This is a genomic window from Nannocystis sp. RBIL2 (assembly GCF_026626745.1).
Taxonomy (GTDB): Bacteria; Myxococcota_A; Polyangia; order Nannocystales; family Nannocystaceae; genus Nannocystis.
The window spans coordinates 2,106,636-2,120,127 of record NZ_JAPNJW010000001.1; the positions used below are offsets into that span (position 1 = coordinate 2,106,636).

The 13,492-nt window shown below is 74.1% G+C and carries 10 protein-coding genes; 4 read left to right on the forward strand and 6 right to left on the reverse strand.

Features of this window, described 5'->3' with window-relative positions; genetic code table 11:
• Positions 1-80: 80 nt before the first annotated feature.
• Positions 81-584, reverse strand: coding sequence for a PaaI family thioesterase (locus OV090_RS08290; RefSeq protein WP_267702983.1), 504 nt, complete (start codon positions 582-584; stop codon positions 81-83).
• A 133-nt stretch (positions 585-717) separates the two neighbouring features.
• Positions 718-1,467 (reverse strand): glutathione S-transferase family protein, encoded by a 750-nt coding sequence (locus OV090_RS08295; protein WP_267702984.1) that lies wholly within the window; start codon positions 1,465-1,467, stop codon positions 718-720.
• A 370-nt stretch (positions 1,468-1,837) separates the two neighbouring features.
• On the opposite strand from OV090_RS08295, the gene OV090_RS08300 reads away from it, so the two are divergent.
• Complete coding sequence (locus OV090_RS08300; RefSeq protein ID WP_267702985.1) at positions 1,838-6,277, forward strand: HEAT repeat domain-containing protein; 4,440 nt, start codon at positions 1,838-1,840, stop codon at positions 6,275-6,277.
• Between the two features lie 100 nt (positions 6,278-6,377).
• Here OV090_RS08300 and OV090_RS08305 read toward each other — a convergent pair whose 3' ends face one another.
• From OV090_RS08305 to OV090_RS08315, 3 genes are all read right to left on the reverse strand, one after another.
• The gene (locus OV090_RS08305) at positions 6,378-6,908 is read right to left on the reverse strand and encodes a hypothetical protein (RefSeq protein WP_267702986.1); all 531 of its coding nucleotides are present in this window, start codon (positions 6,906-6,908) and stop codon (positions 6,378-6,380) included.
• A gap of 187 nt (positions 6,909-7,095) precedes the next feature.
• Positions 7,096-7,848 carry an SDR family NAD(P)-dependent oxidoreductase gene (locus tag OV090_RS08310; protein ID WP_267702987.1) on the reverse strand — a complete coding sequence of 251 codons (753 nt, stop codon included), beginning with the start codon at positions 7,846-7,848 and terminating at the stop codon, positions 7,096-7,098.
• Positions 7,849-8,008: 160 nt separating this feature from the next.
• Positions 8,009-9,718 carry a PQQ-binding-like beta-propeller repeat protein gene (locus OV090_RS08315; RefSeq protein ID WP_267702988.1) on the reverse strand — a complete coding sequence of 570 codons (1,710 nt, stop codon included), beginning with the start codon at positions 9,716-9,718 and terminating at the stop codon, positions 8,009-8,011.
• Positions 9,719-9,837: 119 nt separating this feature from the next.
• Here OV090_RS08315 and OV090_RS08320 point away from each other — a divergent pair, with 119 nt between their 5' ends.
• The 3 genes from OV090_RS08320 (at position 9,838) to OV090_RS08330 (ending at position 12,286) form a co-directional block, all read left to right on the forward strand.
• The gene (locus OV090_RS08320) at positions 9,838-10,524 is read left to right on the forward strand and encodes a Pr6Pr family membrane protein (protein ID WP_267702989.1); all 687 of its coding nucleotides are present in this window, start codon (positions 9,838-9,840) and stop codon (positions 10,522-10,524) included.
• A gap of 38 nt (positions 10,525-10,562) precedes the next feature.
• The gene (locus OV090_RS08325; protein ID WP_267702990.1) at positions 10,563-11,468 is read left to right on the forward strand and encodes an ABC transporter substrate-binding protein; all 906 of its coding nucleotides are present in this window, start codon (positions 10,563-10,565) and stop codon (positions 11,466-11,468) included.
• Positions 11,469-11,530: 62 nt separating this feature from the next.
• The gene (locus OV090_RS08330) at positions 11,531-12,286 is read left to right on the forward strand and encodes a hypothetical protein (RefSeq protein ID WP_267702991.1); all 756 of its coding nucleotides are present in this window, start codon (positions 11,531-11,533) and stop codon (positions 12,284-12,286) included.
• Positions 12,287-12,342: 56 nt separating this feature from the next.
• Here OV090_RS08330 and OV090_RS08335 read toward each other — a convergent pair whose 3' ends face one another.
• Positions 12,343-13,434 (reverse strand): fatty acid desaturase, encoded by a 1,092-nt coding sequence (locus tag OV090_RS08335; RefSeq protein ID WP_267702992.1) that lies wholly within the window; start codon positions 13,432-13,434, stop codon positions 12,343-12,345.
• Between the last annotated feature and the right edge of the window lie 58 nt (positions 13,435-13,492).

A 13,492-nucleotide genomic window follows, 5' to 3' on the forward strand; every position in this document is an offset into this window, starting at 1 on the left:
CAGGGGCCGGGCCCGATGCCCCTGCGCCCCGATTCCAGCGGCGGCGGCGGCCATTCGCGGTGTGTGCGACGTCCGACGACTCACTCGCCGTCGCGGTGCAGCGCCAGCGACTCGCCGGCCACGGTGGCGCCGCCCTCGAGGCACAGCATCCGCACATGACCGCTGGCGACGACGCGCCGATCGTCGTCGCGGATCTCCACGCTCCACACCTGCGTGCGCCGCCCGCGGCTCAGCGGCGTGGCGCGAGCGCGCAGCGTGCCGCCTCGCGTGCCATGCAGGAAGGACGTCGCGTTCTCGAGGCCGACCGTCGACTGCCCGCGCCGCATCGCCGACAGCGCCGCGCCCGAGCTCGCCAGGCTCTCGACGATCGTCGCGTACACGCCCCCGTGGACCAGCCCGTACGGCTGCAGCAGCTGCGGCGTGACCGGCACCTCGGCCTCGACCGCGTCGTCGCTGACGCTGGTGAAGACCAGGCCGATCAGCCGATCGAAGGCGCTGCGGTGGTCGTTGAGGATCGCCACGATCGCCGCCGCGTCGCCGCCGGCCGCGACCAGCGCTGCCAGGGCCTGGCCGGCGTCGGTCATCCCGGCCACCCTACTCGGCGGACCGGGCCGCTTCAAGGCCGCGCGGGTCCGACGTGTCGACCGTACACCGACACTGGCGATTTCGACATGTCCTGAAGGGCATGGCCGATCGGGCATGCCCCTTGGGCCAGGCTCAGCCGCGGGACAGGCCGGACCGCGGGCGGTCGGTGCCGACGGTCTCGGGGCTGATCGGGGCGCCGATGGCGGCCAGGGCCTGGCGGTGCTCGGCCGGCGGGACCTTGAGCAGGGCGCGCTCGAACTCCTTGAGGCGGGCGAAGCTCGGCAGGGCCAGGGTCCGCTCGACCAGGCCGGCCAGGCGGGGCCAGCGCTCGGGCTCGGGCTTCACCTTCGCCAGCGCGGCGTTGCGCAAGAAGCTGGCGACTGCGATGTCGGCGATCGACAGCTCGCCGCAGAAGAAGCCGTCCTCCGGGGCCTGCGACTCGAGGTAGTCGAACACGTGCGGCACGTCCTCGCGCAGGGTCTTCTCGATCAGCGCGGTGTCGGGCTGCTGGCCGAACACCGCCGGCCGCACGATCAGCTGGGCGAACACCCGCCAGATGAACACCTCGCCCATGCGCGTGTCGGCGAACTCCTCGAGCCAGCGCGCCCGGGCCCGCAGCGCCGGCTCGCGCGGCAAGAGCGGCGGCGTCGGGTGGACCTCGTCGAGGTACTCGCAGATGATGGTCGAGTCGGTGAGAGTGAGGTCGCCGTCGACGAGCACGGGGATCCGCCGCAGCGGGCTGAGCGCAGTAAAACCGTCGCCGCCGAGGAACGGGATGATCGGGTCGATCGTGTAGGCGACCCCCTTGAGGTCGAGCGCGACCAGCACCTTGCGGACGTAGGGCGAGACGTAGTTGCCGACGATGTGGACAAGGGGCTTCACGCGCCGATCCGAGCACCGCCGCGCGGGGCTGTCAACACGGGAAGGGTTTATCGATCTGTCCTCAAGGACATCTCGCCTGCGGGCGCCGGTGGGGCGCCCCGGCGAGGAGGCGGAGAAACTTGTTCTTGGGGACACCTCGACACGCCCCGCCCCGCCGGCCGGCGCGCGGATGTGAACCTGTCCTCGGGGACACCTCGGCATGCTCTGCCCCGCCGACCGTCGACCCGGGGCGCGAAGGCACCTCGACAGGCCCTGCCGCTCGGCTCGCGGCACGGAGGCGGACCTGTCCTCGGGGACATCCGGACGCTCGCCGTGGGCCCGCTCACGCGGACTCCGCCCGCGAGGCGGCGGACATCGGTGACGATGGGCCGTGATCGCCGAAGGCCCGCACCTGCTCACCCCGGCGCAGCTCCGCGCCGCGCTCGCCAGCCCGCAGGCATCCGTGCGCACGGCAGCCCTGCTGCAGCTGCAGGACCGGCTGGCGGCGACCGAGGACCCGGCCGCGCTGACCGAGCTGGCCGCGCTGCTGCCGACCTCGCCGGCCGGCCTGGCCCCGCCGCTGCAGCTGCGGCTGGCGGCGATGTACCGGTCCGTATGGACATGGCGCAACGAACATGTCCTTCCGGACTGGCGCGCCGTCGACCTCGAGCCGGCGGTCGCCCAGGCGTGGCTGCGGCTCGAGCTGGCGGTCGCGCCGACCGGCCTGGCCCGCCGCGAGGTCGACGCGTTCGTGATCGCGGCCCTGCGCGGCCTGACCGCGGCCGACCTGTTCGAGCCGGCCGCGCTGGTGGCGATCGCCTGCGCCCACGCGCGGGCCGACGTGCAGGTGGAAGGGCTGCGGCTGGTGCGAGAGGCCCTTCACGCCGGGCTGCTCGCGCCGGCGGACGCGGCCGCGTCGCTTCGCGCGCTGCTCGCCAGCGCCGACGCCGAGGTCCGCCGCGCCGCGCTGGGCGAACTGGCGGCGCCGTGGGCTCGCGCCTGGCCGTGCCCGCGGGCGACGCTGCTGCCGCTGCTGGCCGACGACGACGCCGCGGTCGCGAGCGCGGCGGTGCAGCTCGCGGCGGCGCAGGACCTCGTCGCCGACCTGCGCGGCCCGGCCGGGGACGACAGCGCCGACCCGCGCGTGCGCGCCGACGCGTTCACTCGCGCGATGGCTCGCTGCGAGCGCGACGCCCTGCCCGGCTGGCTCGCGCTCGCGCTCGCCGATCCGCTGCTGTTCGGCCCGGCCTGCCTGCACGCCCTGCGCGCGCTGCATCGTCGGGCGATCTTCGTCGGCGACGACGAACTGCCGGATCTGCTCGCGCTGGCGACCGCCGACCACTGCCTCGACCTCGAGGAGCTGGCCGCGCTGTGCTTCACCGCGCGCACGCCGCTGCTGCGCCGGCTCGCCGCGTTGCCCGCCGACGACCCGCGCTGGCCGCGGCTGGTAGGGCTGCTGGCCGCGATCGACAGCGACGAGGTCCCCGCGGCCCTGCACGCGCTGCTGGCCGCCACCGCCGACCGCGAGCTGCAGCGGCAGATCCTCCGCCACCTCGGCCCGCGCGGCGACGCGAGCAGCGAGGCAGTCGTCCTGGCGCGGCTCCAACAGGATCCCCCGGCCTGCCTCGCGGCGCTGCGCTGGCTCGGCGGGCCCGCCACGGTGGCCGCGCTGCGCGAGGGCCTCGGCCTCGACGACCACGCCGGCGTGCGCCCCCACCTGTGCGACGTCGCCGGTGAGGCCGCCGCGCTGCTGTGGCACCTCGTCGACGACGACGCGCCCGAGCGCGCGCGCCTGCGGGCCCGCTTGCGCTTCGCGGCGCTGCCACCGGCGATCCGCCGCGACCTCGAGCGACCTACGGCGCGCTTCGACCCCGCGCTGCTGTTCGCGTGCGCGAGCGAGCCGGTCAGCGTGCGGGCGCTCGAGCTGCTCGGTCGCTTCGGCGGCGCCGCCGAGCTCGGCCTGGTGCGCGACCTGCTGCGGCGGATCGTCTCCGAGGTGGTCGCCGGGGTGCTCGTCGAACGCGACGGCGCGCCGCTGCGGATCGAGCCCGGGCCGGTGCGCGCGAGCGAGGCGGAGCGGCAGATCCCCGCGGTCGCCCTCGCGGCAGTGCGCGCGCTCGGCGGGCGCCTCCACGAGCGCGGCGCGATCCGCCCGACCTGCCTGCTGGACGCCATCGACGCCGCCGACGCCGGGGCGCGGGTGCTCGCCGAGCTGCTGCTCGATCTCGACGACGAACCGCTCGATTCGGAGGCGCGAGCGATCGTGCTGCGCGCCGTGGTCGGGCAGCGCGGCCGCAGGACCCGCCTGCGCCGGCACCTCCACCGTCACCTGCGCGACGCTGACCCGCGGGTCCGCGCCGCGGCGGTGACCTGTCTCGGACGACATGTCCCGGACGACCTGTGCGCAAGTTTAGCAAGACTCGCCGAGGGCGATGACCTGCCGACCGCGCGCCAGGCCTTGCTCGCGCTCGCCGAGGCGCGGGCGACCGCGGCCGCGCCGACGATCGCCGCCTGGCTCGACCACCCGAACATGAACCTCAAGAAGACCGCCGCCGAGGCGCTGCAGCGGGCCGGAACCGCCGAGGTCGTGCCCGCGCTGGTGCGCTGGCTCGGCGCGCACGACAACCCCGGCCTGCGCGAGGCGCTGTCGGCCGCGCTCGACGCCCTGCTCGCCGGCGCTGTCACGCCGACGCTGCTGGCCGCGCTCGACGGTCAGTCGCCGAAGGACCCGCAGGCGGCCGCGCGCTGGCGCTTGTGGTCGGAGGCGCTCGACGGCCGGCTCGAGCCGCCGGCGATCCTGCACGCCGCGCGGCGCAGCGCGCCGTGGCTCCCTCAATTTTTGCAAATGCTGATCGCGCGCGAGATCCGTCCGCGCGGCGGCCTCGACTCGCTCCTCGCGCTGCTGCACCGCCACGGCCTGCCGCTCCATGAGTTCGCAGTACCCGCGCCGCCGCCGCTGCGCCAGGCCGTGCGAGCGCTGCGCGACCATGGGCTTCGAGATCACGCGGCCGCAGTGCTCGCCGACGCCGAGTCGCTCACCGCAGAGGAGCTGGCGATCGTGCGGCCGTATCTGCGCGAGTGGCTGCTCGCGCTGCCGAGCCCCGGGGCGCTGGCGATCGTGCTGCAGCTGCACGCCGCCGGGCTCGACGCCCAGGCGCTGCGCTGCTGCGCCGCGTTCGTCGACGACCTGGCCGCGCGGCTCGACGACCCGCCGCGCGAACCGCTGCTCGGGCTGCTCGACGCCCTGGTGCCGCTGCTTGACGCGCCCGCGGGGCTCGCCCTGGCCGAGCGCCTGCGGCACAGCGAGCCGCGGCCCAACCTGTCCTCTCGGTCATGGCTCGGACGCCTGCGCCGCTGCGGCGCGGTGCTCGTGCGCGCCGACCTCGAGCGCGCCCTGCACGACTGCGCCGGCACCGCGAACCCGGCCGCCCTCGCCGGCAGCGTCCTGCGCGACGCGTTCCCCGGCCTGCCCGCGCTCGACCAGGAGGCCCGGCGCCTGCGCGAGGGCTTCGCAGAGGCGCTGCGCGGCGGCGACTGGGGCGCGCTGCACGACCCGCGGCTCACCCCCGAGCTGCTGTGCGAGCTCCACCGCGACGTCCCCGCCGACCTGCGCGCCGTTTGGCTCGATCGCCTGTTGCAGCTGCAACCGCTCGGCGTCGATCGCCTGCAGCCGCCCCCGCCCGCGCCGCCGAAGCACCTGCCGCCGCCGCGCTCCGCCGCGGTGCTGGCCGGCCTGCTCGCGCGCCTCGGCCGTCCCGCGACGTCCGAGCGCGAGCGCGCCGCCGACCTCTTGCTCGCCTGGCCCGAGCCAACCGCGCAGTCGGCCCTGCTCGCCTCCTGTCTCGAAGGACATGTCGCCATCACCACCGCCCGCGCCCGCGAGCTCGCCGCCCGCTTCGCCGCCGAGGCGCCCGCGTGGCTCGCCGCCGCCGAGCACGACCTCGCGCTGCGGGCCCGCGTGATCGCGCTGTCCGCCGACCTCGCTCCCGCCGCCCTCCTCGACCACGCCCCGACCCTGATCCGCTGGTGGATCGCCGGCGAGCCGCACCAGCGCGACGGCATCGCCACGAGCCTGCGCCGGATCCCCGCCGCCCGGCTGCTGCCGCACTTGGAGCCCCGCCTGCGCGCCGGCGAGTGGGGCTGCCTCGACCTGCTCGCCGCGCCCTCGACCCTGCCTCGCGAATGGCACGAGCTGCTCGCCCGCGCCCCCGGCCACGCCGATCGCACGCCCGCCGCGGTCCCGCTCGCAGCAGAGGACCAGCCTCCGCTCGCGCTCGCGGCCCTGCGCGCGCCGCTGCCCCCGCCCCCGGCCGCGTCCCCGGGCCGCTCGATCGCCGAGCTGCGGGCGGAGTTCGCCGGCGCCGAGGCCGAGCAGATCCGTCAGACGCTCAAGGACATGTCCTCGAGGACAGGCGACGAATGGTTCGAGCTGCTCGCCGAGCTGGTCGGCCACGCCAGCCCGCGGGTGCGGCTGCAGGCCCACCGCCTGCTCCGCGCCGGCGACCGGGGACGCTACTTGAGCAGCACCCTCGACCTGCTGGACGACCCCGACCCGAACATCCAGCGCACCGCGATCCGGGCCGTCTCGCACGCCAGATACGCGCCCGCAGCGGCCCCGCTGATCGCCCGCCTGGCCCACGAGCGCGACCCACTGCACCGCGAGCTCGTCGCGGCCCTGCGCCGCCTCGGCCCGCTCGCCGAGGACGCCCTGGTCCGCGCCGCCCGCGAGGCCCGCCCCGACCGCCGCCGCCACTTCGAGGACGTCCTGACGGCCATCGCCGCCGACGTCGCGGCGGGCGAGTCGCCCGAGGACCCCGCGGAGGAAGACTGATCCAACTTATAGCCTTCGAGACATGTCTTTAAAAACATGCCTCGAATCACATGTCCTTTTCGACATGCTCGATGCGCCACGTGCTGCGAGGCCGCGCCCGTCAGCGACGCCTACGCCGCAGCGCGAACGCCAGCACCAGCCAGCCGACCCCGGTCCCCGCGCCTCCCAGCGCGCACGAGCTGGTCGCGGGCTTCGCCGGCTCGCTCGCCCCGGCAGCGGGCCGGGTCGGCTCGCTCGCCGCGGCCACAGGCTTCGCCGGCTCGCTCGTGCCGTTCGCGGGCGCGGGCGTCGGCGCGGGCGGTGCCGCCTTGCCGTCCGCTGACCAGCTCCCCTTCGCGCCCGGCGGGCAGAACAGCTCCTGCCCGCTGTAGTTGCCGCCGTCGCGGCAGCGCCGCTGCAGCCCCTTGGCCGCCACGGCGGTGCGGCAGTCCGCCCCGACGTGCTTCCATTCGGCCTCCGGCTGCCCGGGCATGAACGCGTAGTCGCAGAACTCGCCGCCGGGGCACTGCTCGGCCAGCGAACAGTGAGCGTCCGGCGAGTCCGGATCGGGCGGAATGTCGGCCAGCGCGACGGCTGGCATGCATGCCACCGCCATCCCGGCGAGGACGGCCCTGTAGGCGCGGCTGCTCATGCCGGGGATGATAACGAATCCGCCGCCCGCGCACACCGGCGCGCTTCTGCGCCCCGAAGCACACGTCCAGCCCTCGTTCGCGCACGCGCCCCGCGAATGTGCAGAGGGCGATCACGGCCCGAATGCTCGGACCCGACATGAAACTGCGCCGGCGCGGCGCTCCGGCGCGAGCCGTGAAGAGCTGTCGTCACTGCGCAGTGTAGCCGCCGTCCATCGCATAGAACCCGCCGGTGATGAACGACGCGCGCTCCGACAGCAGGAACGCCACCAGCTCGGCCACCTCTGCGCGCTCGGCCATGCGGCCCATCGGGTGCGCCGCGGCGAACCCGGCGCGGACCTCGTCCGGCATCTCGGCGATCCGCGGGGTGTTCACATAACCAGGCCCGATCGCGTTGACGCGCACGCCCTGAGTCGCGAACTCGAGCGCCGCGCTGCGCGTCAGGCCGAGGACCCCGTGCTTGGCCGCGGTGTACGGCCCCAGGCCGGCCAGCCCGACCACCCCGTTGGCGGACGACAGGTTGACGATCGCCCCGCCCCCGCTCTGCACGATCGCCGGCAGCTGATACTTCATGCCGAAGAAAGTCCCGCCGAGGTCGGTGTCGATCACCTCGCGCCAGTCCTCGATCGTCGTGTCCGCGATCGTCACGCCCGCGGGCCCGGTGACGCCGGCGTTGTTGACCGCGAAGTGCAGCCCGCCGAAGCGCTCGACCGCCGCCTGCACCGACGCGCGTACTGCCTCGGGATCGCGCACGTCGACCTCGACTGCGACCGCCCGCTGCCCCGACGGATCGAGGCGCGACGCCAGCTTCAGCACCCCTTCCATTCGCCGCCCCGCGGCCACCACAGCGGCCCCCAGCGCGTACAGCTTCTCGGCGATGGCCTCACCCAGCCCCGTGGCGGCCCCGGTGACGATAGCGACCTTTCCCGTGAATTCCGGCATGACCCCGCGAGGGTACGGCACCTCCGATCGAATGCAACTCGCGGCCCAGCTCGCTGGCAGCTCGCTGCATTCGCAGCGGTCGACCGCGCAGACGCGAATGCTCGTACTGCGCCCGAGCTGCAGCGGCCCCCAGGCTCGTGCATGCGAGCCCGCGGACGCCTCACTCGCAGCTCGCGGGCAGCTCCGCCGGCTGCGCTGCCAGCTTGACCGCCGCGATCGCGTTGGCGCGCTCGACCGCCGCGGCGGCCAGCGAGTTGCACTTCGACGCAGCGTCGAGCAGGCGCGCGTTGTCGGGGGCCGGCGCGCGCGTGGCCGCCTCGACCAGGTCCTGACAGCAGCGCAGATAGTCGATGCGGATCCCTCGCCCGCCGGCGGCCTTGACCGCCTCGCCGCCCTGTCCCGAGCGCCAGCCGAGCGCCACCTTGCCGACGTCGCCGCGGTTGTGCGGCGACGCCCCGCGGAAGCGCGGGATCGGCGGCGGCGTCTTCGACCCGGTGGCGAACGCACTCAGCATCCCGTCGCGCGCGGCCACCAGGATCTCCTGCGTCCCGTCGCCGTCGACGTCGGCCACCATTGCCGGGGCCTCGATCGCCCCGCCGAGGCGCGCCAGCTCGCGTCGCTCGCCGTCGGCCGTGAACGCCAGCAGCAGCCCCTTCTCCGTGCCGACGATCGCGTCGAGGCGGCCGTCGTCGCCGAGGTCCATCACCACCGCGCTGGCCGACACCCGGCCCTCGTATGCGCGATAGGCCCGGCTCTCGGCCCCGACCAGCACCACCCCGTCCTCGTCGCCCCACCACGCCGTCCCGGCCACGATCACCCCCGGCTTGCCCGCGAGCGGCACCGGCGTGGCGAACAGGCCCTCGATACCCGCGCCGTCCATCTGCACCACGGTGGCCCAGCGCGGCTCGCCGGTGGCGCCGTCGTGGACGCTGAGGTCGCCGTAAGACCACGCGGCCAGCACCTCCGGCTTTCCGTCGAGGTCGAAGTCGGCGATCGTCGGCGACGCGTGGATCCCCGAGTCCCGCGATTGTTGCCACAACACCTCGCCGGACTTGCCGCGATAGGCCGCGAGGATCGCGTCGCGGGCCCCTGCGACCACGTCGTCGTGGCCGTCGCCGTCCAGGTCGGCGATCGCCACCGCGCCGATGTAGCCGCGCGCCCCGTATTCGCTGGTGCCGCTCTGCTTCTGCCACAGCGGCGCCCCGGTCTTGCCATTCAACGCCCGCAGCGTCCCCGACTCGTCGCCGACCACCACGTCGACCGCGCCGTCGCCGTCGAGATCGGCCAGCGCAGGGGCTGCCCGCACCTTGCCGCTGGCCTTGGCCGTCCACAGCAGCTTGCCGTCCAGGGCGGCCGCGACGATCTGCGCGTTGTCGGCGGTGAAGTAGACCGTCTCGCCGTCGATCGCCACCCCGCCGACGTCGCGGTCACCGCTGCCCGGCGTGGCGATCAACCGGATCTGCTTTCCGGTCTTCGCTTCGAGCACGTACACGCCGTCGGTCTTGTCGTTCTTGCCCTCCAGCGAATTGCCGTGGGTGCCGATCACGATCTGCTCGCCGACCTGCGCCATCGTCGTGCGGAACGTCGTCTGACCGACCTTCGTCTGCCACAGCGAGCGCAGCTTCTCGCCGTCCTGCCGGCGCACCGGCGGCGTCACGCGCTGCTCCGGCGGGATCGTCGGCGTCACCACGAACTCGCCTTCGGGCTCCGCGGGCGCCGGCTCCGCGGGCGCCGGCGCGGGCGGGGCGGGCTTCTGGATCGGCGGCGGCGCCGGCTGCTCCGCCGTCCTGTCCTTGACCGGCTCGCTGGGGGTGCAGCCCGCGAACGCGACGAGGAGACCGAGGGGGACGATCGAGCGAGCAAGCGCCATGGTGGTGCCACCATACATCGCTGCCGAGCCCGGCGAAACAGCGACGCCTGCGAGCTCTGCGGTCGGCCGATTTCGCCCCCGCGGATGCACGAACGGCGGCCACGGATCATGCTGCCGAGGTGGCCCCCGACGACCCCGACCTGCGTCCGGGCGGCCGGCGCTTCGCCGCGCTGGTGGCCGGCGTCGCCGTGGCGGCGCTGGTGCTGCGATACGGCCTCGTCCTCGCCGCCGCGCGCGGCAACGTCGGCCCGGCATGGGCCACCGCCCGCTTTTTCAGCGACTTCACCGTCCTCAGCAACGGCCTCGTCGCCCTGACCGCCGGGCTCGCGGCCGCGGCCTCGCAGCGCCCGCTGGCCCGCCTGCTCGCGCGGCCGGGCGCGCGCGGCGGCGTCGGGCTCTACATCGTCGTCACCTTCGGCCTGTACTTCCTGGTCTTGCGCCACCTGTGGCGCCCGCGCGGCCTGCAGTGGTGGGCCGACGCCGGCCTGCACTACGCGGTGCCGCTGCTCTACCTGGTCTGGTGGACATGTGCGATCGACCATGGCCATTTGAACAGGCGCCACCTGCTGCTGTGGCTGCTGTTCCCGCTGGCCTACCTGGTGTGGTCAATCGCCCGCGGCGCCTGGGCCGGCGAATACCCGTACCCGTTCCTCGACGTGGGCGCGCTCGGCGTCGCCGCGGCCGCGGCCAACGCAGTCGCCGGGCTCGCGGTGTTCCTGCTCGTCGGCCTCGCGGTGCTGCGGATCGACCGCGCCTTCGGCCGCCGCGAGGGCCCCGTCACCCCGCGCGTCGCCCGGCCGCATTGACCGGCCGACGCGCGCCCGCGCTCCGCTATCCTCCGCGCATGCGCTCGCCCCGGATCGCGTGCCTCGTCCCCGCCGCCACCGACCTCGCGGCGGACCTGGGCCTCGACGTCGTCGGCGTCTCGCACGAGTGCGACCACCCGATCGCCCGCGGCCTGCCGGTGCTCACGCGCAGCCGGATCGCCGCCATGCACCCGGACGGCCCCGGCCCGGCGGAGATCGATCTGCAGGTCAGCGCCGCGGTGGCCGCGGGCGAGCCGCTGTACACCGTCGATCGCGCGGCGCTGGCCCGCCTCGCGCCCGACATCGTGCTGTCGCAGGCGATCTGCGACGTCTGTGCCGCCCGCGCGAACAGCTGCGATCTGCCCCCCGGCGCGCGCCTGGTCGAGCTCGCCGCCACCAGCCTCGCCGGCCTCGCCGACGACGTGAGGGCCGTGGCCGCGGCCGCCGGCGTGCCCGAGCGCGGCGAGGCCTGCCTGGCCGACATCGCCGCCCACCACGCCGCGCTGGTGCGTCCGCTCGATCGCCCGCGCACCCTCGCCCTCGAATGGGGCCACCCGCCGTTCCTCGGCGGCCACTGGGTGCCCGAGCTGGTCGCGCTCGCCGGCGGCGAGCACCTGCTCTCCGGGACAGGTCAGCCCTCGCGCCGCGCCGACTGGGCCGAGATCGCGGCAGCCGACCCCGACCTCATGGTGTTCATGCCGTGCGGCTACGACCTCGCCGCGGCCGCGGCCGAGGCCGAGGAGCTGTGCCGTCGCTCGCCGCTCGGCCAGCTCCGCTGCGTCCGCGACGGTCAGCTGTGGGCGGTCGACGCGGTGCACCTGTTCAGCCGCTGCACCCCGCAGAGCGTCACCCACGGGGCCGCAGTGCTCGCGGCGCTGCTCCGGGGTGACGAGCCCCCGATCGCGCAGGCCTGTCGCATCGAATCGACGCCTGCACTCTCGTGAATCGCAACACCCGCCATTTTGTACGATGTTCACGGCGATCGCCGTCGCGTAGCGTGCCGGCGATGCGCACTGCAGCCATTCTCGTCAGCATCTCCCTCGCCCTCGCCTGCGGCGCGGACGCCGGCAAGGCGGCCCCCGGCGGCGAAAAGAAGGCCGAGGCGCCCAAGGCGCCCGACGTCAAGGCGCCCGCAGCGAAGGCGCCGGAGGCCGCGGAGGGCAAGCCCGCGCCGCTGCACCTCGACATCAGCCACGACAAGTCGGGCGTGCTGGCGCGCGCGGCCTCGACGCTCGAGACCTCCGAGGCGGTGACGAGCCCCGCGCTCAAGGAGCACCTCGCCGAGCTGTCGCACCACGCCGAGAAGGGGCCGAGCAACGAGGCCCTGTGCGCGCACATGGCCAAGCTGATGGCCGACAAGGCGTCGCCGGCGATCGACTGCATCCACGCGCTCGAGCACCAGCGGGTCCACGTCGGCCCCGAGATCTTCGCCGAGGTCGCGCAGTGCGTCACCGAGGCCCAGACCCTCGACGCGCTGCTGCGCTGCGAGGACGCCGAGAAGGAGGCCGAGCGCGAGCTGCACGTGAAGAAGCGCGGCAGCGGCGTCGAGCCCGAGACCTGCACCAAGCTGTTCACGCACTTCGAGAAGCTGGCGATGGCCGACGCCGGCGACCAGGCCAAGGCGGTCGAGGAGATCCTCGAGGAGGTGCGCGCCGACATCCTCGAGGCGTGCGCCGAGCAGGGCACGCGGGCCGAGGTCGACTGTGCCCTCAGCGCCAAGGACATGAAGGAACTCGGCGCCTGTCAGTCGTCACTCATGTGATTCGCGAAGCGACGGCCCTCGATCGAGCTGGGCCGTCGCTCCCGTGATTCGCCCGCCTACGCGGCCGACTCTTCGGCCGCGGCGGGCGAGCGGCCCTGCAGCTCGTCGTGCAGCGTCTCGAGGTCGGGCGCGACCGGCTTCGGGCGGGCGAAGATGGCGAAGATCTTCATCAGCGCCTCGCCCCAGCCCATCGTCCGGTACGGGTAGCCCATGCGCTCGCAGAAGGCGCGCACGTGCGGGCTCATCCGCTTGTAGTACACGTGCGAATAGTTGGGGAACAGGTGGTGCTCGATCTGGTACTGCAGCCCCGAGCACACGAACCCCCCAAACAGCCCCGTGCGGAAGTTGATGGTCGTGCAGGTCTGCAGCGCCAGGAAGTCCTTGGGCCACTCGCCGCGGCGGACGCACCCCGCCTCGTGCGGGTAGTGGGCCGGGGCCAGCACCGCGAACAGCGGGTAGCCGACGAACGCGATGCGCACCATCGCCGCCAGCAGCGCGTCGGAGAACGGGACGAACAGGCAGGGCACGCCGACCCACGCCACCCAGTAGAGCGACATGGCCAGCAGGTCGAGCCAGTGGGCCCGCCGGCGCCGCGTCGGGTCGAGCAGCGCCTTCGTCAAGAACACCCAGCTCGACTTCTGGCGCAGGAACACGTGGATCCACAGGATCACCGGGAAGAAGTACTTCTGGACGTGGCGGTAGTAGAACCGCGCCAGCCCGCGCGCCTTCCTCATCTCCGCCTCGTTGGTCACGAACCACGGCATGAAGTCGTGATCGTCGTCGATCCCCATCACGTTCGGCGCCGCGTGGTGAATCGTGATATGCGCGTTGCGCCAGTACGTGAGGGACAGGTTGGCGAACAGCGGATAGCCGAGGTACGACAGCAGGTCGTTGACCCACTTCTTGTCGCTCGTGCCGTTGTGCGTCGACGTATGCGTGTTGGTGACGACCCCCAGCATGCCGTAGGTCGAGATCGCCATGCCCAGCCACGCCCACAGCTGCGACTCGCAGGCCAGGAACATCACGTAGCCGGTGATGCAGACGGCGAAGCCGAACAGGAGCTCGGCGATGACCGCGCCGGTGGCCTTGCGGTGCCACCCTCGAACAGCGAACTCGGCCCGGAGCGCCGCGAATTCTTCGAGATCCATGTGACCCCACACGTACCTTGCCCGGGTCAGCGACGGAAGCGGAGAATCGTGAGCTTAC

What these genes read in the sequence shown, in the direction of transcription:
- OV090_RS08335 (WP_267702992.1), bottom strand. Translation starts at nt 13,434, where the DNA reads ATGGATCTCGAAGAATTCGCGGCGCTCCGGGCCGAGTTCGCTGTTCGA.
- OV090_RS08315 (WP_267702988.1), bottom strand. Translation starts at nt 9,718, where the DNA reads ATGGCGCTTGCTCGCTCGATCGTCCCCCTCGGTCTCCTCGTCGCGTTC.
- OV090_RS08325 (WP_267702990.1), top strand. Translation starts at nt 10,563, where the DNA reads ATGCGCTCGCCCCGGATCGCGTGCCTCGTCCCCGCCGCCACCGACCTC.
- OV090_RS08330 (WP_267702991.1), top strand. Translation starts at nt 11,531, where the DNA reads ATGCGCACTGCAGCCATTCTCGTCAGCATCTCCCTCGCCCTCGCCTGC.
- OV090_RS08310 (WP_267702987.1), bottom strand. Translation starts at nt 7,848, where the DNA reads ATGCCGGAATTCACGGGAAAGGTCGCTATCGTCACCGGGGCCGCCACG.
- OV090_RS08290 (WP_267702983.1), bottom strand. Translation starts at nt 584, where the DNA reads ATGACCGACGCCGGCCAGGCCCTGGCAGCGCTGGTCGCGGCCGGCGGC.
- OV090_RS08305 (WP_267702986.1), bottom strand. Translation starts at nt 6,908, where the DNA reads ATGAGCAGCCGCGCCTACAGGGCCGTCCTCGCCGGGATGGCGGTGGCA.